We start from the raw sequence: 26,265 nt of genomic DNA, 5'->3' as shown, positions 1-26,265 counted from the left end.
GATGCTACTAGGGGATTTTCATTTACTGTACGGATTCTTTTTCTTCTGTAACGGCATGTATTTTATTGTTTACCCAGACAAATCCAATTCCGATACAAATGGAAATGCCCCATCCAACAGCGGTCATAATCGCTCTCATTTCACCATAGCCATCTACACCGAAAACAGAGATGAAATAAATTTTTAAGAAGCTTTTTAAGATGAATTGTAGCCCAAAAAATAGTGTTAAATATTGTAGTGCTGGATAGATACGACTATCACGATACAGTTCACGACTTTTATCACGGTCATGACCTTGGAGTGCGGCAATATCTGCTGCGAAATATAACATAAGTGGTTTTTTTATAAAAATGGTACATATAACGATAATACCTAGTACGATGTGGTAATACGCATCGTTCCATAACATTCGTTCAGCTGATCCAGATAATAAATCTACCGTTGTATTAGAAATGAGTGTAATTAAAATAAAGAACCCTGTTACGTTAAACTGTTTTTCTTTTTTAAAGGTATACAGTGTATAAATAATCCCCGGAACAGAGGAAAGTAACATCGCGTAATAAGGATCGATATAAGGTTTTGCAAATTTCCAAATGAGGAATGGGATTACGAGATAAAAGACAAGATCTAATATAGCTTTTTTATTTTGATTCATATAGGGCCTCCTTAAGTCATACATATATTTTATAATATAATTTCTGAAAATTGTATAAGGTTTAATGTGAAAAGAAAAAATATATCGTTTTTTGAGGGATTAGTAGATTGAAAAAATTGCCCCTAGCGTAGTAAGTTTTTTTAGTATATAATAAAGGAAACGCTTTCATTTTTAGTTTGTTCACAAAATGGACGGAAAATCACATATTTACTATCGATATGTTGCTTTATAATGAAACTAATTAAATATACATGCATACAATATTGTGAAATAAATAACATAAATAATCTATATAAATGTAAACGTTATCAAAAGAGAGAGGTGGAGACAATGAGTAAATTTTTCTTCAATCATAATCCAGCAACAGTAGAGGATGGAAGGCTTGTTAAATATGCTGAAATTATTTATGGAGAAGGTGGCCGTTCTGTATTAGAAAATTTAATGGTGAAGGCATCTATCAGATTGCGTGATCGTTATCCGAATAAATCTGACGAGCAGATCTCGAACCTTGTAAATAAAGGCATCCATGATATGTTTCAAAAATACGTGAGTGAGTAAGAGTGACCAATGGCTGCTCTTATTTTTTTGTATAAGGATTGTATCTCTAGCTGAAAATAAGGGTGTATTTTGAAAGATATAAAAGGAGTGAAACAGATGAGCAATGGAATTGGCCGTTCAAAAGAAAATCTTCCAACTGATGCAAATCATGTGAGTGCAAAGGATCGTGCGCATCAAAAACGTATGGCAAAGCAAAAACAACAAGAGCGTAATAGCGATAGAGGATAACTCAAAGTAAAGCTCCTTCTAAAGCAGAAGGAGCTCTTTTAAGATAAAAAGTGATTCGCGGTAACATAAAAAAGTCCACCGTTAATAATTTGCACTGTAATACGTGGCTCGTATTGTTCTTGCAGTGCTTGTTTTTCAATTTCGTAGCTTTCGGGAAGTTCATCACTTTCTTCATAAAAACGATTTAAAAGGTCTAAATCGTGATTCCAGCGCACTCTTGCTTCTTTCGCCCACGTATGGTCATCTTCTGCAATAATATTCTTTAACGCGTCCTCTATACGTTGTAAACCACTTTGCGGTTTAATGATAGGCGAGAGCGTAAAACAAAAGTCAGGTATTTTCGGTGTAAGTTTAATTTTAGCTAATGTTTCATGAAAGTTTGCGATCATTGTGCCAGAAATGAGATGAATCCCAATGGAGTGAAGGATGTCTTTTTTGCGATCACATTGATAGGAAACTTTAATATTTACACCGAGCCAAGGGTGGAGCGGTGTATGTGTTGCCCCGCTATGCCGTACTTCCTCATATAAACGTATGTAAGAGCCTAATTCTTTAGTCGTTTGAAAAATTTGATGAAGACGTGGTGAACCGTAGTGAATAAGCTCGCCATCGTTTTCTTCATTTTCTGGATTTGTAATAAGAGTAAGGCGCATCGGATTCGGTACGCCTCCCGTTTTCTCAAGATAGTGCCAATAAAAAGGGCGATTCATTAATAATTTATCCATCTCAATTGTTAACTGCACATCTAATAGATGAGGGGAGCGCTGTAAAATTTCACAGTTATTCGCCTCGAAAAAATTGTATAAGTAATTATGAATTTCATGTTGCTGCATAGCCTTGCACCTCAGCTTCATTTCGTTTCGCGAAGTCGATAATAGATGTTAAGTTTTCCATCTTAATTCGAATTTCTCCTTCGCTTTTTGACTGCGCAAATATTTCTTGAATGTGCGCGTCGATGTTTTTCATATTAATTCTCGTTAAAATTTCATCAAGTTCACCGATAACACGCTCAAATAAATTGATTTTTTCATATAACAGTTTCAAAATATGTTCTTCAACAGTGTGTTTTGTAGCTAAGTTATAAATATGAACATCATTCTTTTGACCAAGACGGTGAATACGTCCGATTCTTTGTTCAAGGCGCATTGGATTCCATGGCAAATCATAATTGATCATATGGCTACAAAACTGTAAGTTAATCCCTTCACCACCAGCTTCAGTGGCAATTAATACTTGTGCGTGGTTTTGGAAAAGCTCCTTCATCCAGTCTTTCTTCCCGCGTTTAAATCCGCCGCGGAATGGAACGGAAGAAATGCCGTGTTGTTGTAAAAACCATTGTAAGTACATTTGTGATGCTCGATATTCTGTGAAGATGACGACTTTATCGTCAATTTCTTTTATAAGCTCAAGAGCTTTATTCGCTTTTGAGTTGAAAGGAATATGATTAATTTTATCCATTAGCACATCAATATGCGGGTCTTTTATATAATGCTCATTTTCCTTCTGTCGTTTTTCTACATGTTTTTTTAATGAATAGTAAACGGCCTCACGACTACTGCAAGCTTCTCGTTTTAAAGTTAACGATGAGAAAGCGGATGTGAAGGCGTCTTGTCCTCGCCAATTTTCAATCCCGTTATACAAAGCTTGCTCTTCTTCATTAAACTCAACGAAAATTGTACGTACATGTCTTTTTGGCCAATCAATCCCGGTATTATGCCGTCGATTTCGGACCATTACTTTATTAATAAGAGCTTTTAAATCTTCATCAGATTCGGCTGAACGATTTTTTGAAGCGTAATATTCTTCAAAGTTGGATTGATTGCCTAAATGTCCTGGCTTTAATAAAGAAACAAGGTTGAAAATTTCATCGATCTTATTTTGAACAGGAGTAGCAGTTAATAATAAGCAAAATTTCTTTTTTAAACGCTGTGCAAATTCATAGTTTTTTGTTTTATTATTTTTAAGTTTATGTGCTTCATCGATAATAATAAGGTCATATTCTAAGTTCAAAACGATATCGCGATGCGGTGAACGTTTTGCAGTATCAATTGATGATACAATCACATCGGCTTGTTCCCATGAATAGCTTTTCCTTTGGGCTACAGCTGGAATGAAAAACTTTGTATTTAGTTCGTATGCCCATTGTGATACGAGAGAGGCAGGGACGAGTATAAGCACTTTTTTCACAAGGCCGCGGACCATATATTCTTTTAAAATAAGCCCAGCTTCAATCGTTTTCCCAAGTCCCACTTCATCTGCCAGTATCGCTTTACCATTCATTTGTTCAATGACATTTTGAGCGACTTCTAATTGATGAGGAAGTGGTGTGAAATGAGATAAATGTTTCGGTGCTTGTAATCCATCGAAAGTAGGAACAAGTAACGATTTTTCTGTTTTATAAGCTAAATGATATAAATCCCAGTTTGTCCAAGGGCCATCTTCGTCAATTCTATTTAAAAAATTGTTTTGCCACGTTCGATCTACGGAAATATCGACATTCATTACGACTCTCCCACCTTTTATAATCTAAAGTAATTATTAAAAAAATCGTTATTATATAAACCTTGTAATAAGGCACTATTACACATACTAAAAGTTAAAGAATAGGCAAAGATAAAGGGTTAAATTTTGAAAGTTGTATTTAATAAGTTTAAGAATAAAAAATTCTAAATTATTTTTTATGCTAGAATATTGATGAAATATAGCGAATAATGTTAGGATAATGGTGTGAAATGTGTGGAATCTTTCGTATTTTATCCAAGAAAGTGATTTTTTATTTACGCTTTCATAAAAAAATACAATGAGATTCCGTATATCCTATCTTTTCAGAGTGAAAATGTTTAGATATGGCGAGCAACTTTTATTGATTTGTCAAAGCATAAGGGGGAGAGAGCATGATTACATTACAACGTACACCGTTATTTGATGTATACGCGAAGTATGGTGGGAAAACAATCGACTTCGGTGGTTGGGAATTACCAGTTCAATTTTCAAGCATTAAAGAAGAACATGAAGCTGTACGTACGGCTGCAGGTTTGTTCGATGTGTCTCATATGGGAGAAGTTGAGGTGAAAGGTGTAGATAGTTTAGCATTTTTACAACGTGTTGTTACAAATGACGTTTCTACCTTAAAGGTAGGAGGCGCACAATATACAGCTATGTGCTACGAAAATGGTGGTACAGTAGATGATTTATTAATCTACAAACGTGGTGAAGAAGACTATTTATTAGTAATCAACGCATCAAATATCGAGAAAGATTACGAATGGTTAGCTAGCCATGTAATTGGCGATGCGAAAGTAGTCAATGTTTCTAGTGAAGTTGCACAGCTTGCAATTCAAGGACCAAAAGCAGAAGGCATTTTACAAAAAGTTGTGTCAGAAGATTTGAAAGAAATTAAGTTCTTTAAATTTAAAAACGATATTCTTGTAGATGGAATTCCAGCACTTGTATCTCGTACGGGTTACACAGGTGAAGATGGATTTGAAATTTACTGTAAGAGTGAAGATGCTGCAAAACTTTGGGAGAAACTTCTTGAAGTTGGAGCAGAAGAAGGCTTAAAAGCATGTGGTTTAGGTGCTCGTGATACACTTCGCTTCGAAGCAACATTACCACTTTATGGTCAAGAATTATCAAAAGATATTACACCGATTGAAGCTGGAATTGGCTTTGCGGTAAAACCAAATAAAGAAGCAGACTTCTTTGGAAAAGAAACGTTAAAAGAGCAAAAAGAAAACGGTGCGCCTCGTAAGTTAGTCGGCATCGAAGTAATCGAACGTGGAATTCCTCGTACACATTACCCTGTATTTATTGGAGAAGAAAAAATCGGGGAAGTAACGAGTGGTACACAATCTCCAACGTTAAAGAAAAGCATTGGTTTAGCACTAATTGATGTAAAATACGCAGCAGTTGATACAGAAGTAGAAATTGAAATTCGTAATAAACGCGTCAAAGCAGTAGTTGTTCCAACACCATTTTATAAACGTTCAAAGTAACGGGGAGAGGGGTAGATTTCATGTTGCATCGTTATCTTCCAATGACAGAAGAAGACAAAAAAGAAATGTTACAAACGATCGGCGTTCAAACGATCGATGAGTTATTCTCTGATATTCCAGAGAGTGTTCGTTTTAAAGGGGATTTAAAAATTAAAGAAGCAAAATCAGAGCCAGAGCTGTTAAAAGAGTTATCTCAAATGGCTAGTAAAAATGCTAACTTAAAAGAATACGCTTCTTTCTTAGGAGCAGGCGTATACGATCATTACGCTCCAGTAATTGTAGATCACGTTATCTCTCGCTCAGAATTTTATACAGCTTACACGCCATACCAACCAGAAATTTCACAAGGGGAATTACAAGCAATCTTTGAATTCCAAACAATGATTTGTGAATTAACAGGAATGGATGTAGCAAACTCTTCTATGTACGATGGAGGTACAGCTTTAGCTGAAGCGGCAATGCTAGCAGCTGGCCATACTCGTAAAAAGAAAATTCTTGTATCTAGCGCAGTTCATCCAGAATCAAGAGCAGTACTTGAAACGTATGCAAAAGGTCAACATCTTGAAGTTGTTGAAATTAATCATAAAGATGGTGTAACAGATTTAGACGTATTACAAAGTGAAGTAGATGATACAGTTGCTTGTGTAATCGTTCAATATCCAAACTTCTTCGGACAAGTTGAAAAATTAGCTGATATTGAAAAAATCGTTCATCAACAAAAATCATTATTTATCGTTTCTTCAAATCCATTATCATTAGGCGCATTAACACCACCAGGAAAATTTGGTGCTGATGTTGTAATCGGTGATGCACAACCATTTGGTATTCCAACGCAGTTTGGTGGACCACACTGTGGTTACTTTGCAACAACGAAAGCATTTATGCGTAAAATTCCAGGACGTCTTGTTGGACAAACTGTAGATTCAGATGGTAAACGTGGGTTTGTATTAACGTTACAAGCGCGTGAACAGCATATTCGCCGTGACAAAGCGACGTCTAATATTTGTTCAAACCAAGCGTTAAATGCATTAGCAGCATCAGTTGCAATGACGGCACTTGGTAAACAAGGTGTGAAAGAAATGGCACGTCAAAACATTTCTAAAGCACAATATGCAAAACGTCAATTTGAAGCGAAAGGCTTCACTGTAACATTTGCTGGACCATTCTTCAATGAGTTCGTTGTAGATTGCAAGCGCCCAGTGAAAGAAGTAAACGATGCATTATTACAAAAGAATATTATCGGTGGTTACGACCTAGGCCGTGATTATAAAGAGCATGAAAACCATATGCTTGTAGCAGTAACTGAGCTTCGTACAAAAGAGGAAATTGACACACTTGTAAACGAAATGGGGGCTATCCAATGAAGAACCAAGACCAAGCACTTATCTTTGAAGTGAGTAAAGAAGGACGCATAGGATATAGCCTACCAAAATTAGATGTAGAAGAAGTGAAACTAGAAGACGTGTTTGAGAGCGATTATATTCGAGTAGAAGATGCAGAGCTACCAGAAGTATCTGAACTTGACATTATGCGCCACTATACAGCACTTTCAAACCGTAACCACGGTGTTGATTCTGGATTCTATCCACTTGGATCTTGTACGATGAAATATAATCCGAAAATTAATGAGAATGTAGCTCGTTTTGCAGGATTTGCAAATATTCATCCGTTACAAGACGAAAAGACGGTACAAGGTGCAATGGAATTAATGTACGACTTACAAGAGCATTTAATTGAAATTACAGGTATGGATACTGTTACATTACAACCAGCAGCCGGTGCACATGGAGAATGGACAGGCTTAATGTTAATTCGTGCATATCATGAAGCAAATGGTGACTTTAACCGTACGAAAGTAATTGTTCCTGACTCTGCTCACGGAACGAATCCAGCATCTGCAACTGTAGCTGGTTTTGAAACAATTACAGTAAAATCAAATGAAAATGGTCTTGTTGACTTAGAAGATTTAAAACGTGTTGTAAATGAAGAAACAGCAGCACTTATGTTAACAAATCCTAATACATTAGGTTTATTCGAAGAAAATATTTTAGAAATGGCAGAAATCGTCCATAATGCAGGCGGTAAATTATACTATGATGGTGCAAACTTAAATGCGGTATTAAGCCAAGCACGCCCAGGAGATATGGGATTTGACGTTGTGCATTTAAACCTTCATAAAACATTTACAGGTCCTCACGGCGGCGGTGGCCCAGGTTCTGGTCCAGTAGGTGTGAAAGCTGATTTAATTCCGTACTTACCAAAACCAATTTTAGAGAAAACGGAAAATGGCTATCGCTTTAACTATGATCGTCCAGAAGCAATTGGGCGCGTAAAACCGTTCTATGGTAACTTCGGAATTAACGTTCGTGCATACACATACATTCGTTCTATGGGTCCAGATGGACTACGTGCAGTAACGGAGTATGCGGTATTAAATGCGAACTATATGATGAGAAGATTAGCACCATTCTATGATCTTCCATTCGATAGACATTGTAAGCATGAGTTTGTATTATCAGGTCGTCGTCAAAAGAAACTTGGTGTACGTACATTAGATATTGCAAAACGCCTGCTTGATTTCGGTTACCATCCACCAACAATTTACTTCCCATTAAATGTGGAAGAATGTATTATGATTGAGCCGACAGAAACAGAATCAAAAGAAACATTAGACGGTTTCATTGATAAGATGATTCAAATTGCTAAAGAAGTAGAAGAAAATCCAGAAGTTGTACAAGAAGCACCTCATACAACAGTCATTAAACGTTTAGACGAAACGATGGCTGCACGTAAACCAGTTTTACGTTATGAAAAACCAGCTCCTGTACAAGTTTGATTAGAATAACAAAGGAAGAACTTGCTATATGCGGGTTCTTTTTTTTGTATAGAGAATTTGTTCCGCGATTTACGGGCTGATAATCAATGGGGATGAACAAAAATCCCCAACTAATTAAAGTTTCACTTTATGCAGAAGTGATGAAGAAAATGTTACTATTTTATATTTTTTGTTTCATAATGGCGTAAAGAAGCAGTTTCATAGGTGATTTTGTTGAAAAAGTCGGTTTGATAAAAGTATTTATTTTTGTTAGAATTTTATTGAAATTAAGAAGATGTAATGAGATAGGAATGACTCATTTTTATGTATATGTGAAAAAACGAGCAATCTGGGGGTGGAAATGTGGGATATCGGTGTTATAGAATGATATACCATTTAGAAAACGGAAAAACGATTAAAGATATAAAAGAATTTTGTTATCGAGACCAGGGAAAAGTACTAGAAAGAGTAGCTCATCGTGTAATGGATAATAGAGAAGTGACGGCAATTGATAAGCAAGGAACGATCATTTCGATAGCATGTGAGGACATTGTAAAGGTGGAACTTGATTACATAACAGAAAGTTAACCTTGAGTCATATCGAATTATTCGATAAAATATACTGTTGAATGGTGAAGTGAGAAGAGAGGAGTTTATCATGGGTAGCACAAGACACTTTTATATGTTTATCTTAGCGTTTGTTCTTGTTGTCGCATTAACGATTTATTTAATTGTTGATAGCACTTGGTACAACACAGTTCATCCTGCGTTCCTTCTGTTTATGTATGTAGGAATTGCGGTAGTGAGTTTCGGAATGAGAGATGAGATGTTAGATCGCTTTGAAAAGTGATACATATACGAAAGACCAACAGGAAAATGTTGGTCTTTTTTTCTTGCCAAAAATAGGATGGTGTGTATATACTGTATATATAAGGTATATACAGTATATACACACACTGGAGGAAAACATGAATATTATTATTTCGAATTCTTCCCAAGACCCTATTTATGTGCAAATAAGAAAACAATTAAGCCAGCTTATTTTAAATGGTGGTTTAAAGGGTGGAGACCAATTACCGTCTATTCGTAGCTTAGCGAAGGAATTACAAATTAGTGTAATTACAACGAAGCGTGCGTACGAGGAGCTTGAAAAAGAAGGATATATAGAAACTGTTGCTGGGAAGGGGACTTATGTTTCACGTAAAAATAATGAACTACTAAAAGAACAGCGGCTACGTTTACTGGAAAATAAAGCGGAAGAGATTGTGAATGAAAGTAAAGCGTTGCAGCTGTCACTTGAAGATTTACAGCAGATGATTGCGTGTTTATATGAGGGGGAATAAGAGATGTTAGAGCTAAAAAATGTTTGTAAAAGTTATCAAGATTTTGCAGTGAAAAATATAAGTTTTACGTTACCACACGGATATATTATGGGATTTGTCGGACCGAATGGAGCCGGGAAAAGTACGACGATCAAAATGATTATGAATTTAATTCGAAAAGATAGCGGCGATATAAAAATTTTTGGCAAGGACAATAAGAAAGCCGAAAAAGAAATAAAACAAAATATCGGTTTTGTATATGATGAAAATCATTACTATGAAGATTTAACGTGTGAACAAATGAAGCGTATTATTGCGCCGTTATATAAAAAGTGGGACGAAGAGCAGTATCAATCGTATATGCATAGATTGCAAGTTCCGAAGTATAAAAAAATTAAAGAACTATCAAAAGGGATGAAAATGAAATTTGCGATTGCCATCGCACTTTCGCACCACGCGGAGTTTATTATTATGGACGAACCGACAGCAGGGTTAGATCCAGTTGTTCGAAGTGAATTACTTGATATGTTGCAAGAAATTGTAATGGAAGATGAAGTATCTGTATTATTCTCAACGCACATTACAACAGACTTAGAGCGCATCGCAGATTATATTACGTTCATCAACGATGGAGAAATTATATTTACTGGTGAAAAAGACGATTTAATGGAGAACTACGTAATCGTAAAAGGAAGTAACGATTTATTAGACCGAGAAGGAAAAGAACTATTTGTTGGATTACGAAAAAATAAATTCGGTTTCGAAGGTTTAGCGAAGGATAAACAAGCAATTATCGATTGGTTTGGAAGTGAGGTTGTACTAGAAAAGCCTACATTAGATGATATCATCGTTTACACCGCGAAAGGGAGAGGTGCCTATGCGTCAGCTCGTATATAAAGATTTGTTCTTTTTTCGGGTGATGTGGTTAGTGTATTTAATTATGCCGTTTGTATTATTTATGTTAGATCCAAGTGGTGAATTGTTATTTCCGATGAGTTGTCTATTTATAACCCTTTCTTCCGTTATGACGTTAACCTTTATGGATGAAAGGAATAAAAGTGACATTGTTATAAATAGTTTACCGGTAAGCCGAAAGGATATCGTCATTGCTAGATATATTTCCTGTGCAATATTTATTGTTGGTGCCATTCTCTCTACGATGTTAGTTGTTTTTCTTATAAGGGGCATTGTGGTTATTGGTGATATAGGTGCCTATCATCCGAATCTATACATTGAAATTCCATGGTATGAAATAATAAATGGAGCTGTTTACGCCATATTTTTTGTTGTAATATTCTTTCCTAGTTATTATGTTACAAAGTCAAAGATAGCACGGAGTATAGTGTCAGGAGCATCAATGGCAGTTGGTGGAATTGCTTGGATATTCATAGGAGATGGATTGAATGCAACAACACCTTCATTCATTGAGTGGATTATGAATCCAATGCATGTTGGTTTATTTATAGGTGGAGGAATCATATTAGCTAGTGTCTATATCGCTTCTATGTTTCTTACAATTAAAATTTATGAAACACGTGATTTATAGAGAGGAGAATTCATATGCAACAGTTGATTTTGAAGGAGTTTTTCTTACAGAAGAAGATATTTCCTTTTTATTTTTTAATACCTATGTTATCTATTTTTAGGGATTCCGTTCAACCAATGGGGATTGCAATAGGGTTATTTATAACATGTAGTACAATTCTTTATATTTCTTTTTATCATGAGGAGAAAAGTAAAACAGAAAAAGTATTAGTGAGTTTGCCTATAATGAGAAAAGAGATAGTTATAGTTAAATATATTTCAAGCACATTATTTATTATAGTCGGTTTGAGTATAACTTCTATAGTCGTAATATTAGGAAATATTTTGTTGAACAGAGATATAGTTATTCCTGGATATGCAATATTTTCAGGCATAGTAGCAACTTTGATCTATTGTGTAGTAACGATACCTACTAGTTACATTGGAGGATATAAAGCTATTACTGTTTTGAATGTGATTATGATTTTTCCTTTAATGGGTATGATTGGCCTTATGTGCAATATTTTTGGTGATGAAATAATCATGCTAAAAGTACTTCACTCTGAAGATGCTACATTATCAATGAGTGTTGTTGGTATCGGAGTGTTAGTAAGTGTAGTCATATCAATGTTGCTCTCAATGAAAATGTTTCAGGAGGCAGAGTTATAGAAGTGACATTTTCATACTAGGAGGTGTAATACATGATCAAGCAATTAGTTTTAAAAGATATGATGTTGCAAAGAAAGGTAGGGGTTGTTGGTTTTATATGCTTGCTTTTCCTAGCAATTGTTGATTTCGGTAGCGACACCTTTCTGTTGAAGCTTAGTATAACTATACCTATCCTTGGAACAATATGGTCGACGAGTTATGAGGCTAGGAATAAGAGTGAAAAGATATTAAATAGTTTACCGTTTAATCGTACAGACATTGTCATAGCAAAATACATATTTGTAAGCATTTTAGTTCTTTTAGGTGTGGTTTTCTCACTTTTAGTTGGTCTAATTCAGTTACAAAATGAACATATAACTGGATTTATGCTGTGGGGAGCGATTCTCGGAGGAATAACGGGAGGATTAGTTTATATCATGATCGTACTTCCAATTGAATTTTCGGTAGAATATAGCGGTTCGAAACAGGCCGCTTATTTTATGGGAGTTATAATTGGGGGATTAAGTGGAGTGATTGTAAGTAGTGTATGGTTAGATGTTGAGAATGCTTGGAGCACGAGTTTAGTCGTAAATATTTGTTTTATAGCAGTGCTGCTTCTTTTATATGTTATGTCTATGTTACTCTCAATTAATTTGTATAGTGAGCGTGATTTGTAAGGGGGAGGAGAATAGTTTTGGAACAACTAATTTTAAAAGATTTTATTATTCAGTGGAAGTTTTTAATGTGGTACATATTATACCCTATTCTCTTTTATATGGCCTTAAAAGAGACGGGAAATGTATTCGTAATTATGTCGGTCATTTTTACAGTTATGGCGACGATAAAAACGTTTGAAGCCGATGGTAAAAATGAGAGTGAAGTAATAGTAAATAGTTTACCGATATTGAAAAAAGAAATTGTATTTGCCAAATATGTCGTATCGATTATTATTCTTTTCATAAGTGTATCAATTGGTTGTTTTACGATGGTAATGAAAAATGGAACTAATATATTTGAATTTATTGAAACGACAGTGTTTACTAGTATTAGCTTCATTTTAGTATATTTAAGTTTTGTTCTACCGATAGCGTTTTGGCTAGGGTATAAAAAAACCATTTTTATTACGATAGTAATATTCATGGCACCGATTGTTATTTTAGAAACTTTGTTTGAAATCAACCTAGAACAAATTCAACTATATAACAGCATGTTATTCATTAGTTCAATATGCATGTTCATAGTATCTATCTTCGTTTCAGTGAAATTGTATGAGAAGAGAGAATTGTGAACTACTCACCACTTAACGTCCTTACGGACTGTTTGAAGTGGGAGCTTCTTGGGAAGTAGATACTTTTATTAGCTATCTATATTTACCAAGCTATAAGGGTAGTACCTACCCCTAAAGAAAATACCAATTACATGGCTAATTTTAGTAAGTTTATACTTGCGTTTACATCTCTATCATGATGGCTATTGCATTCAGGGCAAGTCCACTCTCTAAGGTTTAGATTCTTGACTTCATTATTTTTATAACCACAGCAAGAACACAATTGGCTACTCGCATAATTTTTAGGTGCGATTATCAAATCGCGACCTTTCCATATTACTTTATAGTCAAGATGCTCTCTGAATTTTGCCCAAGATATTTCACTGATTGCTTTTGCTAATTTGTGATTCTTTTGCATGTTCTTCACTTTCAAGTCCTCAATCACAATTACTTGGTTTTCGTTTGTGATTTCATTGCTTATCTTGTGAAGAAAATCATTGCGTTGATTCGCAATCTTTTCATGAATTCTTGCAACTTGTAACCTGGCCTTGTTTCTATTATTTGAACCTTTCTTTTTACGCGACAAAGAGCGCTGCAGAAGAGCTAATCTTCTTTCGGCTTTTCTCAACCATTTAGGATTCTCGTATTTCTTGCCATTAGACAATATTGCAAAGTCTTTTAGCCCAACATCAATACCAACTTTTGTATCAACTTTAGGAAACAATTGCTCATTTTCTTCTACTAAAATCGATACAAAGTATTTACCAGTAGGTGTTTGAGACACTGTAGTAGACTTAATTAATCCAAAGAATTGTCTGTGCTGTTTAATCTTTACCAAGGTCTTTAGTTTTGGCAGCTTGATATAACCACTCTCAATGTAAACGGTGCCTTTTTGGTTACTTGTTGTATAACTACGATGGTTATCTTTCTTACTTTTGAATTTCGGGAATCCAACAGATTTATCACGGAAAAAGTTAGCGTATGCTTTATTCAAATTCATTTGAGCATTCGCCAATGCAAGACTATCAACTTCCTTTAGGAATGGAAATTCAGCCTTATATTGTGCAGGTGTGGGATATTTAACAGATTTATCAAGTTTATCATGTGATTCTTGATAAGATTTGATTCTCTCTGCAAGCATCTTGTTGTATACAAATCGAACACATCCAAATGTTTTTGAGAAAAACATTTGTTGTTCTTTATTTGGATAGATACGATATTTGTATGATTTTAACATTTCCTACACCTCACTTTTTCCTTGATTTTCAATATATTTCTTTACTACATCTATCGGTGAACCACCCGTAGCAATCAAGCAAAAGCTTCTTGACCAAAACATTTCTTTCCAAAGTTTCTTTCTCACATGGGGAAAGTCTCTCTTGATTAGTCGAGAACTTGCACTTTTATAAGCATTAATGAACTTTGTCATTTCTGTATTCGGATGTGCCTTGAATAAGATATGTACATGGTCTACATCATGATTCCGTTCAACTAATGTGAGGTTATAGTTTTCAGATAGTCGGACAAACATTTCTTTTGCATAGTCCGACATATCATCATCAAATACATTTCTTTTGTATTTCACGACCAATACAAGGTGATAATACAACAAGGAAACTGAATGATTATTACTATCTAACTTCATTGATATACCAAATTTCCCCTTTATAAGACTGATTATATCGGAGGTTACAATAAAAGGAAAAGCCTTTTGACTACGCCAAACCGAAATTCATCTCCCACCTATCGTTGGGCTACGCCCTTCACACGCTTGAGGAAGGAGAATTCTTTCGGGGAATTCGTTAAAAGGTGCCTTATATAAGGCACCTTCTTCAATAACGACAATAGGAAAGTAAAAGTTTATAAACAGAGAGATTACTTGGTACAACATCTTTCGGAGTATGTAATATAAAGCTGAAAATGATAACGAGAATGAGAAAGAAGAAAAATAAAAATAGGATCTGCTTATGTATAGAGTTTTGCATATTATTCACTCCTTTTTTAGGTAGTATGTCCAAAAGAAAGGAGTGTATGAAGAATTTTAGGAGGGGAGAATGATGAACAAAAGAAAATGGTTATATAGAATAGGGATATTTTTATTTTCGATCGGTCTCGTATTAGCAAATTTTTATTCAGATATACCATCACCATTTCCTAATTTGCATAAAGGGATTGGTATCAGTATTGTCATAGTTGGTCTTCTTTGTCTTATCACATCAAACTTCTACAGAAATTCCGAATGAATATAAAAAAGGACAGTTACTCTTTTTCAGAAGTACTGTCCTTTTTAAATAATTTATTCCATAGTTTGGCGATACTCCATATAATGACGATTGCAATGGAGGCAATAATAGACCAAGCAATAGATGCAATTTCAAGTGCCATGTTAGGAAGAAATGTAAGAATGGATACGACTCTATGAAACAACCATTCTATTATATGAAAACTGATTTGCAGTAGAATGACAATCCCGAGTGTAATCCATGCTAACATTTGTTTTCCTTTTTCTTTCCACATGACATTCACCTCACGTTAGCTTAATAGTTTTAAGCCAACAGCGCCGCATAGAATGCAGCTTAAGAAGGCAAGTCGACGCCAATCCGCTGATTCACGGAAAATAAGAATACCTAGAAGTGCACTTCCGGCAGTTCCGATTCCAGTCCAAATCGCGTAAGCAGTTCCCATCGGTAATGTGTCCATCGCAAGAGATAAGAAGAAGAAGCTTACGCCGAAGTTAGCGATTAAAATAACTTTTGGTGCCCAGCCTTTCTTTTCAGTGGCTACTTTCATAAAGAGTACACCAATAATTTCACAAATACCAGCTAGAATTAAAAATACCCAAGCCATTTTATGCGGCCTCCTTCGCTTCTTTTTCTTCTGTTACTCGTTTTAGCCCAATTACTCCGAAGAAGATTAAACCGATTAATAAAACTTTTACAATAGAGAAAGGTTCTCCGAAGATGAAAATCTCTGTCAGAACGATCCCACCAGCTCCAATTCCTGTAAAGACTGCATATACAGTGCCGACAGGTAAATCTTTATAAGCTTTAAATAATAAAACGAAACTAATTGTAATTAATAATGCAACGCCAGCCCATTCAAGTGGTGCCTCCGCGTGTTTTAGTCCAATGACCCAAAAGATTTCAATAATACCAGCTATGATTACATAAATCCATGCCATATGTCATTTCTCCTTCCTACCAGTCGTTAGGTAAAGGGCTTAAAAACGACGCATTGCAAAGGAGCAATCCGTCAGTTTGAAAGGCCTCGCCAAAATACTTGCCAAGAGGCGTTTAAACGAGTCTCAAAGCGATTTAAACCTGCAAATAGTAGCTCAACCATAAGTCCGTCTAGTAAGCATAGAAAAGCTTCTAGAGCGTCTTCTACTTCAATGTTATGCAGTTCACTTTGCTCGTTTGCACGTTTAAATATAGGGAATAAAAGTTTTCCGACGTTCTCAATGTGTGTATTCGCTTTTTCGATAATTTGTTCGCGAAATGCATCGGGCGGAAAATAGGAAGTTCGTAACCAAAACATTGATTCTTCACTTTCACCAAATCGTTTTGCGTAGCCCTTTAGTAACTGTAAGAGCGATTCTTCAGTAGACGAATTTGAAAAATTTTCGATATCGTCTGTGAAGCTCTGTAAATCTTTTTGAAGAGCGGATTCTAAGCATATAAAATATAGCTCTTCTTTTCCTTTAAAGTGTGCGTAAATCGATGGTTTTTTAATCCCAACTTCTTGAGCAATATTTGCTAATGAAGTTCCTTCATAGCCGTAGCGTGCGAAATGAGAAAGTGCTACAGCTTTAATGCGGTTTGCTGTCATTTTCATCCCCTACCTACCGTTCGTTAGGTTCATTATATGAGATGGAAAATATAAAGTCAATAGGGGAAAAGCTGAAAAAGAGCGCAATAGGTAACGCTCTTTTTAGACAGTATCTCGCTCAATTAAATGGAATGAAAGCTCTTTTGCGTTCCCGACAATTTGCTCGCTCTGGATTTGTTTATGGAATAAAGAAAAAGCATGTGAGCCCATTGCGAGACCAGGATGCTCAATAGTTGAAATTTCTAACGCCTTTGAAATTTCATGATTATCAAATCCAAGGATAGCGAGATCTTCAGGGACTCGAATGCCATGTTTTCGCGCCTCTGTTAATAAACCAGCTGCAACTTGATCGTTCGCTGTAAAAATAGCAGTTGGACGATTTTTCATGTTTAAAATACGGTGGAGTATTTGTGCACCGTCTTGCATTGTATAGCATTGATGAAAAATCCAATCAGGATGTGCCGTTTTACCTGCGTCACGAAGTGTATCTGCGAATGCTTTTTCGCGCTCTATAGAATTTGCACTCGTTTTTCTTGCTAAACATATCCCGATTTTCTCATGCCCTTTACTGAGTAAATAGGCAGTACCGAGACGGAAGCCTTCGTAATGATCTACATAGATAGATGAAATGAGGGGGTGGTTCATTTTTTCGCATGAAATAATAGGGGCAAATTTGGCGAAAGGTTCAATTTGTTCCCATGAACTCGTTTGAGAGCAAATAATCATTCCGTCGAATTGTTTCATTTTCATCATTTCAAGAACGCGAATTTCTTCAATACTATCGTAGTTCGTTTGGCATAAATTAATGTGATATCCAGCTGCTAACGCTTCGTTGCCGATTCCTTCAATAATGGTACTGAAGTATGGAAGGTTAATGAAAGGGAGCATAACCCCGATCGTATAGGTTTTTCCCTTTATTAAATGAATAGCATTTATATTTTTGGCATAGTTCAATTCTTCAACAGCATCTAGAACACGCTTACGTTTTTCTTCTTTCACGTAAGGGTGATTATTAAGGACGCGGGAAACAGTTGATATGGATACACCAGCGGTTTTTGCAATTTGTTTTATATTGGCCATATGTATCACCTCTTCTCCCTATTATAAAGGGAAAATAATAAGAATGAAAAAATCTTGACCTGAAAAGCTTTTCACAAACTATGGTATTAATAAGGCTTCTTTTTATTCGCGTAACCTTTTCATTTGGGCGTGAGAATGATGGGGGTCTTTTTTGCGTCTATAAAAGAGATTTTGTCAAAATGTGTGAGAATAACGTGGAAAGTTTTCAAAGGGGGAGTTTGTTAATGAAGCGAATATGAATAGCATATAAACGCTTCATTCGTAAAGATAGCGGTATGAAGAAAGGGCGGAAACAAATTGAAAAAAAGAATCATTTGTTTCGTGTTTTCTAGTCTAGTGCTAAGTTCATGTTCGTTTCAGCAAACGATGCAAGGAGAGAAAAACTTTGTGGGAACAACAGGGGGAGCTATGGATCGTGTTACGGATCCAATTCCGCTGAAGGAGCTCCCAAAATATTTTCCAGTGAAATTTAAAGTTCCGGCGTTTTTACCGTATGACATTACGAGTGATGTGAAGGGGGAAGTCAGAACGATTGGAAAAAAGAACACTGTTTTGATGATTAAATATAAACAGCGGGAGTCGGGGAGAAATGAGTATATTGAGTTAAATGTTGCGAACTTTCCTTATAGTTTTCCGGATCTCGTGGAAGAGAAGCGATTTCAAGAACAAATGAAATTGAATAATGGAGCACTCGCTTATTTTAAAAATAAGGATGATACTGAGCGAGGAGACGAATTTGCTACGCTTATCTGGAAAGAGAAAGGACTTGAATATCAGATTTTGTATCGTAATGCACAAGAGAATGATAAAAATGTAATTAAGCAAAATTTATTATACATTGCGAATAATATGGAATGAAAAAACTAGCTGAATTATTCAGCTAGTTTTTGTATGTTATTATTTCTTTTTAATTTTTCCAGTCCACGTTTTGAATCCACCTTGTAATTGGTAGAAATCTTTGTAGCCTTGTTTCTTTAAGTATTGAGCCGCACGACCAGTACGGAATCCGCTTTGGCAGTATAAGTAAACTGGTTGATCTTTACGAAGTTCTTTATGACGAAGGCGAATTTGTGATAACGGAATGTTACGTGCGCCTAAAATATGCCCTGCAGTATATTCGTCTGCTTCGCGAATATCGATAAGCTGTGCTTTACGGTAGCCAGCGCGAAACTCTTCTTCTGAAAGTGTTTTAATTAATTTTTTCTGATAGAAATACATCCATACAGTGTAACCGATGAACGCTACGATTACGGCTAATAAAATAATCCAAGTTGTTGACACGGTTCTATCGCTCCCTTTTTTCTTATCCTACTTTCAATATTATAATGCCCGTATGTATTTATGCAACAGATTCATTTGCATATAAGAAGAAATTTCGTATTCTTTCACAAATTTTGTCGAATTTGGTAGACTAGAGAATGTGAAAAATAATTGGTTATATGAGGTGCAGGATGGGAAAAGAAAAATGGTGTTATATTAACTCTGGTCAATGTTCACCGGCATTTAATATGGCGTTAGATGAATGTTTATTAAATTGGCAAAGTGAAAAGAAAATGCCACCAACCATTCGTTTTTATGAATGGGAAGTACCAACATTAACAGTTGGGTATTTCCAGCGTGTTGAAAAAGATATTAATATGGATGTAGTTAACGAAAAGAAATACGGATTTGTTCGTCGTCAAACAGGCGGCAGGGGTGTACTACATGATAAAGAATTAACGTACAGTGTTATTGTGTCTGAAGATCATCCAAATATGCCAAAAACAGTTACAGAAGCGTATCGTATTATTTCGCAAGGTTTATTAGACGGTTTTAAGGCATTAGGATTAGAAGCGTATTATGCAGTTCCAAAAACGGAAGCAGACCGTGAAAATTTAAAAAATCCACGTTCAGGCGTATGCTTTGATGCACCGTCTTGGTATGAAATTGTAGTAGAAGGAAGAAAAATCGCAGGTAGTGCTCAAACACGTCAAAAAGGTGTGATTTTACAGCACGGATCGATTCCGTTAGAAATAGATTTAGATGAATTATATGATCTGTTTTTATTCCCGAATGAACGTGTAAAAGAACGTATGAAGAGTATGTTCTCTTCTAAAGCGGTAGCAATTAATGAATTAACAGACCGTACGTTTACAATCGAGCAGTTAATTAAAGCGTTTGAGGTTGGGTTTGAAAAAGGATTAGATGTAGAGCTTGTTCCGTATGAATTAACAGAAGAACAGTTACATGAAGTGCAAACATTAGCAAAAGAGAAGTATGAAAGTAAGGAATGGAATTATAAAAAATAAGAGGTGGCAATTGCCACCTCTTATTTTTTATAGTAAATTAAGTACTTTTTCTACTTTGATTCCTTTATCTTGTAAAGAACGAAGGCGATTTACAACGTCCATAATTTCTTTGTCGAATGTAACGCTAATACCTTGGCTTTGTAGTTCTTGTTTTAAGCTTTCAATAGAATCATCTATGTCGATGCCAAGCTCGTAATCTTGACAAACTTCAATTGTCTTTTTCACGAGTTTCACATAATTTTCTTGTAGTTTTGTATTTGTTTCAGTCAAAGCAGGGTGCTTCGGTTTTGCAGGCGCAACCGGTGCTGTCTCTTGCTTTGTAACTGGAGTTGGTACTGCTTTTTTCACAGGTGCTGGAGTAGATAATTCCACAGCTGCTTCTACACTTACTGGCTTCGGCGTTGGTACCGGAGTAGGTTTAGGTGCTACAGGTGTTTCTACTCGCGTAACAGGTTTTGGAGCAGGTGTAACTGCTTTTGGAGCTTCTACAACTACTTCTTTTTTCGGAGTAGGTTCTACAACTGTTTCTTCTTGCTCAGCAGCTTCTTTATTTTCTTTGCTCCACATAACGCGCTCAACTTCTAGAGAAACATTATTTTTGTTCATCGCTGTTAATGTAACTTTACCAACTTCAGCGTTCCCAGTGAAATCAACAATTTTATAAATAACACTCTTGTTCCAATCCACGTTTCCGCTCAAAAATAATTCTTCGTTACATTTCGGCGTTAAGCCCTCGATTTTAATTTCTGCGTTTACACCGTTTTCACTATATACCATAATTAGCGAAGCATTTACATCTTCGTCTGCTAACATTAGTTCACGTACCATTTTGCCGGTGCGTACTTGCGTTTTCTTCTTAACTGACATCTAATTTCTCCTCTCAAAAATTCAGTAATAATAAAAAAATCGTATAACGAAAAATAATTGCTCACGAAGATTTATGATACCGATAATAAAAGCATCACGTCAACAATTAACTTTAATTATTTTGCATTTTTCTTATTTTCTTTATGAAATTTTTCAATTTGTAAAATTAGACAGAAGAAAAACAGCCTTTTGAAAGGCTGTTAAAAATTTGATTTTTTATATAGTAATTTATATAAAACAAAAAATAAGATAGCAATTAAGGCATTTTGCCAAAAGGTTAGATGATAAAGGAAATAAGGTTGCTTTCTAAAATAAATATTTACAAATATAGCTGAACAAAATGGAGTAGCAAAAGCGAGTCCGAATAGAATTCGTCCTTTCCAATTTATCTTTTTATTAAAAGAGTAACGCTTTAATAAATGTAATATAAGCAGTATTCCTAGAATAATGAGTGAAACAGACAAAGTAGTTCCAGGGATGCTAAAAGGTGGGCTTGTTATATCGGTATTTTTTTCAAACAGGAAAATGAAAAGAGAAGCAAGGGCATCCATTCCAAACTGTATAGCAAGAAGTAAGCTAATAACAAAACCGATTAAAGAAGTTTTTTCTAATTTTGTTTGGGCTGGTAAAGCTGATATAAGTTCATCGCAGTAAGATTGTAAATCATTTCCGAAAATGTCGTAAGCATTTTTATTTTCTGTTTGTGCTTCGATAAGGTGGTCTAATATTTCTAACAAAAGTTCTTCCACTTGATGTTCGGGTACATTAGATAACCGAAGGTATACTAACATATCGCCATAAGCAGTTTCGTTTTCGGAAGTTAAAAGCTCACGTTTTTTATTATTCAACTCAATCATGTCTTGTGCATTCATCCCTATCACTCCCCTTGTAATAAGTTGTTTACGGTTGTTGAAACCATTCCCCAGCTTTGTTTAAATTCTTCAAGCTGTTCTAATCCTTTTTCGGTTACGTGATAATATTTACGTTTTGGACCGAGTGAGGAGGCTTTTAATGTTCCTTCAATCAACTTTTCTTTTTGCATACGTAACAATAACGGATATATGCTTCCTTCGCTTACGAATGTAAATCCGTGTTTATTTAATTTTGTACTCAGTTCATATCCGTACACTTCTTCTTGTGAAATGATGTATAGGATGCAACCTTCGAGCACACCTTTTAACATTTGGCTGTGCATGATTTCACCACCTTTTATTCAGGTAACTTGCGTTGCAAGGTAGCTGATATCCAAATTATAGCATTCAGTAACTTGCAACGCAAGTTACTGACGTGGAAAACTTTTATGAGTTTTAATTTTTCAACATTCCCCATACTAACGAGAGGAGGGAAACGTATGAAACCATTTATGCCAAAACTCGTTTATTTTGAACCGAAGGCACTTGAATATCCGCTTGGAAAAGAGCTGTATGAGAAGTTTACGAAGATGGGATTAGAAATTCGTGAAACGACATCTCATAATCAAATTAGAAATTTGCCAGGTGAAAATGATTTGCAAAAGTATCGTACTGCAAAGGCAACGCTTGTCGTTGGGGTTAGGAAGACATTAAAGTTTGATACGTCAAAACCGTCAGCTGAATATGCAATCCCGCTTGCAACAGGGTGTATGGGGCATTGTCATTATTGTTATTTGCAAACGACACTTGGGAGTAAGCCTTACGTTCGCGTGTATGTTAATCTTGATGAAATATTTGAGAAGGCAAAGCAATATATGGATGAAAGAGCACCTGAAATAACAAGATTTGAAGCGGCTTGTACATCAGATATCGTTGGGATTGATCATTTAACACATGCATTAAAGCGGGCGATTGAATTCATTGGAGAAAGTGAGCACGGGCGTTTACGTTTCGTTACGAAATATTCGCACGTTGATCATTTATTAGATGCAAAACATAATGGGAAAACTCGTTTTCGCTTCAGTATTAATTCACGGTATGTGATTAAAAATTTTGAGCCGGGGACATCACCGTTTGAAGAGCGTATTGAGGCGGCACGTAAAGTAGCAGGCGCGGGTTATCCACTTGGCTTTATAGTTGCGCCACTTTATATGCATGAAGGATGGGAAGAAGGATACCGTGAACTATTTGAGCGACTGTACAATGCGCTAAAAGATTTGTCGATACCGAATTTAACGTTTGAATTAATTCAACATCGCTTTACAAAACCGGCAAAAAAGGTCATTCAAGAGCGTTATCCTAATTCGAAACTTGAAATGGATGAAGAGAAGCGTAAATATAAATGGGGACGATACGGAATCGGGAAATACGTATATAAAAAAGATGATGCGGAAGTATTAGAAGAAACAATAAGAGGTTATATACATGAGTTTTTTCCTGATGCAGAAATACAATACTTTACTTAAGAAGAGTCTGTATACAAATACAGATTCTTTTTTGTTTTATATATTTAAGCTTGTTTTCAACTTGTCACGTTATTCTTTCTGGTGTATCATTTTATTGATTGCTTCGTACGGAATGAGCAAAATGAAATTGGATGGAGGAAACCGATGCCTACCCCTAGTATGGAAGATTATATTGAACAAATTTATTTGTTGATTGATGAAAAGGGTTATGCCCGCGTATCTGATATTGCTGAAGCGCTGAGTGTACATCCATCCTCTGTAACAAAAATGGTGCAAAAATTAGACAAAGATGAATATCTAATTTATGAAAAATATAGAGGGCTTGTATTAACATCAAAAGGTAAAAAAATCGGAGAACGTCTCGTATACCGTCATGACTTGCTAGAGCAATTTATGCGTATTATCGGTTTGGATGAAAGCAAGATTTACAATGATGTAGAAGGAATTGAACATCATTTAAGTTGGGAAGCAATTGACCGCATCGGTGATTTAGTGCAATACTTTGAACAAGATGAGGTTCGAGTGGAAACACTTCGTGGTGTTCAAAAAGCAAATGAAGAGAAAAGTAATTAAGGGGAACGTATGTCGTTTCCTTTTTTATTTCAATCGAAAAGGATGGGAGAATTATGAAAGCAATTATTTTTGATTTTGATGGATTAATTGTGGACACAGAAACAATATGGTTTCACTCTTTCAGAGACGCCGTTCGTGAGTATGGCGGGGAGTTACCTTTAGAGGAATTTGCAAAATGTATTGGAACGACAGATGATGTACTATATGCATATTTAAATGAGCAATTAAAAGAGAAATTTAATAAGCATACATTAAAAGAAAAAGTGAAAACTTTACATAAAGAGAAAATGAAAATACCAGAAGCTCGTGACGGGGTAAAAGAATATTTAGAGGAAGCGAAAGAAATGGGATTGAAAATCGCATTAGCTTCCAGTTCATCTAGAGAATGGATTATTCCTTTTTTGGAAGAGCTACAAATTCGAGATTATTTTGAAGTCATTAAAACGAGAGACGATGTTGAAAAGGTAAAACCGGATCCAGCACTTTATCGATTTGCAATAGAAGATTTAGGGATTGATCCGTCTGAAGCTGTTGTATTTGAAGATTCGTTAAACGGATTGAAGGCAGCGATTGCAGCAGGATTAAAGTGTGTCGTAGTACCTAATGATGTGACACGGAACTTACCCTTTGAAAATCATCACCTTCGAATTGAAAGTATGAAAGATAAAAGTTTGAAAGAAGTACTGCAAAATATAAAAAAAGACCGTATTTCCTAAAAGGAAGCACGGTCTTTCTTTTTTGTTTTTTTACCTTCAATGACAGTTAAATGAGATTGTTTTCTTTTTCGCTTCAAAGTGGAAGGAGTGCCTTTTTTTCCTTTTTCATTAGAAGCGTTTGATTTAAATAATGAATTGCTTAGGGGTGCTACATTTTGTTTCCCATGTTTGCGGTTCGATTGTTTTGCAGCACGCTTATAAGAGCTTTGCGAATTTGCAGAACCACTAGAGTTTGTAAACATTTTGTAGAGTAAATAAAAGATACCAACGACAGCCAACATGATACCAATATTTCTTAACACTCCCATTGGGTCTGTAATGACAGATGAAACAAGGCCGAATATTGCTAATCCGATAATAAGCACAAATATAGCGAAAGTAAACGAACGACCGTTCATAAGGGACACCTCCTAAAAACATATATTAAAAATAGTATATTAACGATGAGGAAAGGAGTTGAACACCATTTTTAAATAATTATTGTTTGTTTTCTAAACGTAATAATTCTTCAAACGATGCAATGGCTACTTCCACTTGATCATCTGTTGGTTCTTTCGTTGTTAACAGTTGCAGCCATAATCCGGGATATCCAAGTATGCGTAATACTGGAATATCGCGTAATCGATTTGTAAATTGTAACACTTCGAAAGAAATGCCGAGAACGACTGGAATTAATAAAATTCGGTTTACGACTCTGGCCCAAAGTGGATCTGTAGGGACAAGGAAATAAACAAACATGCCAATAATGACTGTAAATATAATAAAGCTACTGCCACAGCGATAATGAAGGCGAGTTTGTTTTTGTACATTTTCCACAGTCATTGGAAGGTTATTCTCATAGGCATTAATTACTTTATGCTCCGCACCATGGTACTGAAATACCCGCTTAATAAGTGGGGTTAAAGAAATAAAGTATATATAGCTCAATAATAGCATGAGCTTAATGACACTTTCGACAATGATTTGCCCTGTATGAGAGGGGAAAATCGGTCTCGTTAATTCAGCTAGTAGTGCAGGAACTGCTGTGAAAATGACTTTACCAAATATGAAAGATAAAACACCAACTGCTGCAACTCCTAATACCATCGTTAATTTCGATTGTTCTTCTTTGTTATTTGCAATTTGTTCGTCTTCTTCTGGGTGAACATCAAATCGTTCTGAAGCAAAGTTTAAATGTTTTGCTCCGTTCGCACTTGCATCCACAATAGCGGCAATACCTCGTAAAAATGGAATTTTCTTCAGGATAGATAATGCTTTATTACGAACGCGTGGTAATCGATAAAATTCAATCGATTTATCTTTACGACGAACCGCTGTAACAGTATATTCTCTACCGCCAAACATAACTCCTTCTATGACTGCTTGCCCGCCATATATTTGTTTTGACTCTTCTGCCATGTTAACACCAACCTGTATTTGTTTCTCTCTTATGTAGAAAAAGAGGCAATTGTCATACTGGGTTCTGTCATTTTGAAATAAGACAATCACCGAGTTTCCTTTATTTTATCGACAAATACAAGTATA

At 35.6% G+C, this 26,265-nt stretch carries 36 protein-coding genes; 19 read left to right on the top strand and 17 right to left on the bottom strand.

Annotated elements, in window-relative coordinates; all coding sequences use genetic code 11:
- Positions 1–22: 22 nt before the first annotated feature.
- Both MHB74_RS20800 and MHB74_RS20795 read right to left on the bottom strand, forming a co-directional pair.
- Positions 23–655 (bottom strand): VC0807 family protein, encoded by a 633-nt coding sequence (locus tag MHB74_RS20800; RefSeq protein ID WP_001073110.1) that lies wholly within the window; start codon positions 653–655, stop codon positions 23–25.
- 140 nt (positions 656–795) lie between these two features.
- Positions 796–912, bottom strand: a complete 117-nt coding sequence (locus MHB74_RS20795; RefSeq protein ID WP_003279814.1) for a hypothetical protein — start codon at positions 910–912, stop codon at positions 796–798.
- Positions 913–985: 73 nt separating this feature from the next.
- On the opposite strand from MHB74_RS20795, the gene MHB74_RS20790 reads away from it, so the two are divergent.
- Positions 986–1,213 carry a hypothetical protein gene (locus tag MHB74_RS20790; protein ID WP_000032702.1) on the top strand — a complete coding sequence of 76 codons (228 nt, stop codon included), beginning with the start codon at positions 986–988 and terminating at the stop codon, positions 1,211–1,213.
- A 96-nt stretch (positions 1,214–1,309) separates the two neighbouring features.
- Entirely contained in the window at positions 1,310–1,441 is a 132-nt protein-coding gene (locus MHB74_RS20785; protein ID WP_061677393.1) for a hypothetical protein, read from the top strand.
- 38 nt (positions 1,442–1,479) lie between these two features.
- On the opposite strand, the gene MHB74_RS20780 is transcribed toward MHB74_RS20785, so the two are convergent.
- Together MHB74_RS20780 and MHB74_RS20775 are read right to left on the bottom strand one after the other, a co-directional pair.
- The gene (locus tag MHB74_RS20780; RefSeq protein ID WP_061677395.1) at positions 1,480–2,274 is read right to left on the bottom strand and encodes a YqhG family protein; all 795 of its coding nucleotides are present in this window, start codon (positions 2,272–2,274) and stop codon (positions 1,480–1,482) included.
- The gene (locus MHB74_RS20775) at positions 2,261–3,943 is read right to left on the bottom strand and encodes a DEAD/DEAH box helicase (RefSeq protein WP_061677397.1); all 1,683 of its coding nucleotides are present in this window, start codon (positions 3,941–3,943) and stop codon (positions 2,261–2,263) included. Before MHB74_RS20775 ends, MHB74_RS20780 begins: the two co-directional genes overlap by 14 nt.
- A gap of 392 nt (positions 3,944–4,335) precedes the next feature.
- Between MHB74_RS20775 and gcvT the strand changes: the two genes are divergently transcribed.
- From gcvT to MHB74_RS20720, 11 genes are all read left to right on the top strand, one after another.
- A complete protein-coding gene (gene gcvT / locus MHB74_RS20770; RefSeq protein WP_000631760.1) occupies positions 4,336–5,436 on the top strand; it encodes a glycine cleavage system aminomethyltransferase GcvT in 1,101 nt (366 codons plus the stop codon).
- Positions 5,437–5,456: 20 nt separating this feature from the next.
- Positions 5,457–6,800 (top strand): aminomethyl-transferring glycine dehydrogenase subunit 1, encoded by a 1,344-nt coding sequence (gcvPA, locus tag MHB74_RS20765; protein WP_000903236.1) that lies wholly within the window; start codon positions 5,457–5,459, stop codon positions 6,798–6,800.
- A complete protein-coding gene (gcvPB, locus tag MHB74_RS20760; RefSeq protein ID WP_061677399.1) occupies positions 6,797–8,272 on the top strand; it encodes an aminomethyl-transferring glycine dehydrogenase subunit 2 in 1,476 nt (491 codons plus the stop codon). The genes gcvPA and gcvPB overlap by 4 nt, the downstream gene beginning before the upstream one ends.
- Before the next feature lie 363 nt (positions 8,273–8,635).
- Complete coding sequence (locus MHB74_RS20755; protein WP_061677400.1) at positions 8,636–8,839, top strand: DUF3929 family protein; 204 nt, start codon at positions 8,636–8,638, stop codon at positions 8,837–8,839.
- A 70-nt stretch (positions 8,840–8,909) separates the two neighbouring features.
- Positions 8,910–9,101, top strand: a complete 192-nt coding sequence (locus MHB74_RS20750) for a hypothetical protein (RefSeq protein ID WP_000535935.1) — start codon at positions 8,910–8,912, stop codon at positions 9,099–9,101.
- Between the two features lie 118 nt (positions 9,102–9,219).
- Entirely contained in the window at positions 9,220–9,594 is a 375-nt protein-coding gene (locus MHB74_RS20745) for a GntR family transcriptional regulator (protein ID WP_061677401.1), read from the top strand.
- A 3-nt stretch (positions 9,595–9,597) separates the two neighbouring features.
- Positions 9,598–10,470, top strand: coding sequence for an ABC transporter ATP-binding protein (locus MHB74_RS20740; protein WP_061677402.1), 873 nt, complete (start codon positions 9,598–9,600; stop codon positions 10,468–10,470).
- Complete coding sequence (locus MHB74_RS20735; RefSeq protein WP_061677403.1) at positions 10,451–11,119, top strand: ABC-2 transporter permease; 669 nt, start codon at positions 10,451–10,453, stop codon at positions 11,117–11,119. Before MHB74_RS20740 ends, MHB74_RS20735 begins: the two co-directional genes overlap by 20 nt.
- A gap of 14 nt (positions 11,120–11,133) precedes the next feature.
- Complete coding sequence (locus MHB74_RS20730) at positions 11,134–11,766, top strand: ABC-2 transporter permease (RefSeq protein WP_061677404.1); 633 nt, start codon at positions 11,134–11,136, stop codon at positions 11,764–11,766.
- A gap of 32 nt (positions 11,767–11,798) precedes the next feature.
- Positions 11,799–12,422 carry an ABC-2 transporter permease gene (locus MHB74_RS20725; protein WP_061677405.1) on the top strand — a complete coding sequence of 208 codons (624 nt, stop codon included), beginning with the start codon at positions 11,799–11,801 and terminating at the stop codon, positions 12,420–12,422.
- A gap of 17 nt (positions 12,423–12,439) precedes the next feature.
- The gene (locus tag MHB74_RS20720) at positions 12,440–13,033 is read left to right on the top strand and encodes an ABC-2 transporter permease (protein ID WP_061677409.1); all 594 of its coding nucleotides are present in this window, start codon (positions 12,440–12,442) and stop codon (positions 13,031–13,033) included.
- Positions 13,034–13,160: 127 nt separating this feature from the next.
- On the opposite strand, the gene tnpB is transcribed toward MHB74_RS20720, so the two are convergent.
- Both tnpB and tnpA read right to left on the bottom strand, forming a co-directional pair.
- Positions 13,161–14,249 carry an IS200/IS605 family element RNA-guided endonuclease TnpB gene (tnpB, locus tag MHB74_RS20715; protein WP_061677411.1) on the bottom strand — a complete coding sequence of 363 codons (1,089 nt, stop codon included), beginning with the start codon at positions 14,247–14,249 and terminating at the stop codon, positions 13,161–13,163.
- 3 nt (positions 14,250–14,252) lie between these two features.
- On the bottom strand, positions 14,253–14,657 hold the full coding sequence (gene tnpA, locus MHB74_RS20710) for an IS200/IS605 family transposase (protein WP_061677413.1): 405 nt from the start codon (positions 14,655–14,657) through the stop codon (positions 14,253–14,255).
- Between the two features lie 409 nt (positions 14,658–15,066).
- On the opposite strand from tnpA, the gene MHB74_RS20705 reads away from it, so the two are divergent.
- On the top strand, positions 15,067–15,255 hold the full coding sequence (locus MHB74_RS20705; protein WP_081110183.1) for a hypothetical protein: 189 nt from the start codon (positions 15,067–15,069) through the stop codon (positions 15,253–15,255).
- Positions 15,256–15,271: 16 nt separating this feature from the next.
- On the opposite strand, the gene MHB74_RS20700 is transcribed toward MHB74_RS20705, so the two are convergent.
- From MHB74_RS20700 to MHB74_RS20680, 5 genes are all read right to left on the bottom strand, one after another.
- On the bottom strand, positions 15,272–15,529 hold the full coding sequence (locus MHB74_RS20700) for a DUF3975 family protein (RefSeq protein ID WP_061677417.1): 258 nt from the start codon (positions 15,527–15,529) through the stop codon (positions 15,272–15,274).
- A gap of 15 nt (positions 15,530–15,544) precedes the next feature.
- Entirely contained in the window at positions 15,545–15,859 is a 315-nt protein-coding gene (locus MHB74_RS20695; RefSeq protein ID WP_000312621.1) for a DMT family transporter, read from the bottom strand.
- A gap of 1 nt (position 15,860) precedes the next feature.
- A complete protein-coding gene (locus MHB74_RS20690; protein ID WP_061677420.1) occupies positions 15,861–16,193 on the bottom strand; it encodes a DMT family transporter in 333 nt (110 codons plus the stop codon).
- 71 nt (positions 16,194–16,264) lie between these two features.
- Positions 16,265–16,846, bottom strand: a complete 582-nt coding sequence (locus MHB74_RS20685; RefSeq protein WP_002073006.1) for a TetR/AcrR family transcriptional regulator — start codon at positions 16,844–16,846, stop codon at positions 16,265–16,267.
- 96 nt (positions 16,847–16,942) lie between these two features.
- Positions 16,943–17,920 (bottom strand): LacI family DNA-binding transcriptional regulator, encoded by a 978-nt coding sequence (locus MHB74_RS20680; RefSeq protein ID WP_061677422.1) that lies wholly within the window; start codon positions 17,918–17,920, stop codon positions 16,943–16,945.
- A gap of 321 nt (positions 17,921–18,241) precedes the next feature.
- Here MHB74_RS20680 and MHB74_RS20675 point away from each other — a divergent pair, with 321 nt between their 5' ends.
- Positions 18,242–18,778 carry a hypothetical protein gene (locus MHB74_RS20675; protein WP_061677526.1) on the top strand — a complete coding sequence of 179 codons (537 nt, stop codon included), beginning with the start codon at positions 18,242–18,244 and terminating at the stop codon, positions 18,776–18,778.
- Positions 18,779–18,817: 39 nt separating this feature from the next.
- Here the strand turns inward: MHB74_RS20675 and MHB74_RS20670 are convergent, their stop codons facing one another.
- Entirely contained in the window at positions 18,818–19,201 is a 384-nt protein-coding gene (locus MHB74_RS20670) for a rhodanese-like domain-containing protein (protein WP_048531103.1), read from the bottom strand.
- 170 nt (positions 19,202–19,371) lie between these two features.
- Between MHB74_RS20670 and MHB74_RS20665 the strand changes: the two genes are divergently transcribed.
- Positions 19,372–20,208 (top strand): lipoate--protein ligase family protein, encoded by an 837-nt coding sequence (locus MHB74_RS20665; RefSeq protein ID WP_000514071.1) that lies wholly within the window; start codon positions 19,372–19,374, stop codon positions 20,206–20,208.
- A 27-nt stretch (positions 20,209–20,235) separates the two neighbouring features.
- Here MHB74_RS20665 and MHB74_RS20660 read toward each other — a convergent pair whose 3' ends face one another.
- From MHB74_RS20660 to MHB74_RS20650, 3 genes are all read right to left on the bottom strand, one after another.
- A complete protein-coding gene (locus MHB74_RS20660) occupies positions 20,236–21,075 on the bottom strand; it encodes a hypothetical protein (RefSeq protein ID WP_061677424.1) in 840 nt (279 codons plus the stop codon).
- Positions 21,076–21,275: 200 nt separating this feature from the next.
- Positions 21,276–21,947, bottom strand: coding sequence for a DUF1129 family protein (locus tag MHB74_RS20655; RefSeq protein WP_061677426.1), 672 nt, complete (start codon positions 21,945–21,947; stop codon positions 21,276–21,278).
- 5 nt (positions 21,948–21,952) lie between these two features.
- On the bottom strand, positions 21,953–22,270 hold the full coding sequence (locus MHB74_RS20650) for a PadR family transcriptional regulator (protein ID WP_061677431.1): 318 nt from the start codon (positions 22,268–22,270) through the stop codon (positions 21,953–21,955).
- Between the two features lie 156 nt (positions 22,271–22,426).
- Between MHB74_RS20650 and splB the strand changes: the two genes are divergently transcribed.
- The 3 genes from splB to MHB74_RS20635 all read left to right on the top strand — a co-directional run bounded on the left by splB (position 22,427) and on the right by MHB74_RS20635 (position 24,741).
- Positions 22,427–23,452 carry a spore photoproduct lyase gene (gene splB, locus MHB74_RS20645; RefSeq protein ID WP_061677432.1) on the top strand — a complete coding sequence of 342 codons (1,026 nt, stop codon included), beginning with the start codon at positions 22,427–22,429 and terminating at the stop codon, positions 23,450–23,452.
- A 144-nt stretch (positions 23,453–23,596) separates the two neighbouring features.
- Positions 23,597–24,025, top strand: a complete 429-nt coding sequence (mntR, locus tag MHB74_RS20640) for a transcriptional regulator MntR (protein WP_001143071.1) — start codon at positions 23,597–23,599, stop codon at positions 24,023–24,025.
- 53 nt (positions 24,026–24,078) lie between these two features.
- Positions 24,079–24,741: an HAD family hydrolase gene (locus tag MHB74_RS20635; protein ID WP_061677437.1), complete on the top strand. Its 663-nt coding sequence runs from the start codon at positions 24,079–24,081 to the stop codon at positions 24,739–24,741.
- On the opposite strand, the gene MHB74_RS20630 is transcribed toward MHB74_RS20635, so the two are convergent.
- Complete coding sequence (locus MHB74_RS20630) at positions 24,738–25,139, bottom strand: SA1362 family protein (protein WP_061677439.1); 402 nt, start codon at positions 25,137–25,139, stop codon at positions 24,738–24,740. The genes MHB74_RS20635 and MHB74_RS20630 overlap by 4 nt on opposite strands.
- A 79-nt stretch (positions 25,140–25,218) precedes the next feature.
- Positions 25,219–26,139, bottom strand: coding sequence for a DUF1385 domain-containing protein (locus tag MHB74_RS20625; RefSeq protein ID WP_000807116.1), 921 nt, complete (start codon positions 26,137–26,139; stop codon positions 25,219–25,221).
- Between the last annotated feature and the right edge of the window lie 126 nt (positions 26,140–26,265).

The organism is Bacillus sp. FSL K6-0069 (assembly GCF_038007785.1).
Taxonomy (GTDB): domain Bacteria; phylum Bacillota; class Bacilli; order Bacillales; family Bacillaceae_G; genus Bacillus_A; species Bacillus_A mobilis.
Note: the sequence above shows the minus strand (reverse complement) of the source record. Positions and strands in the feature narration are given on the sequence as shown.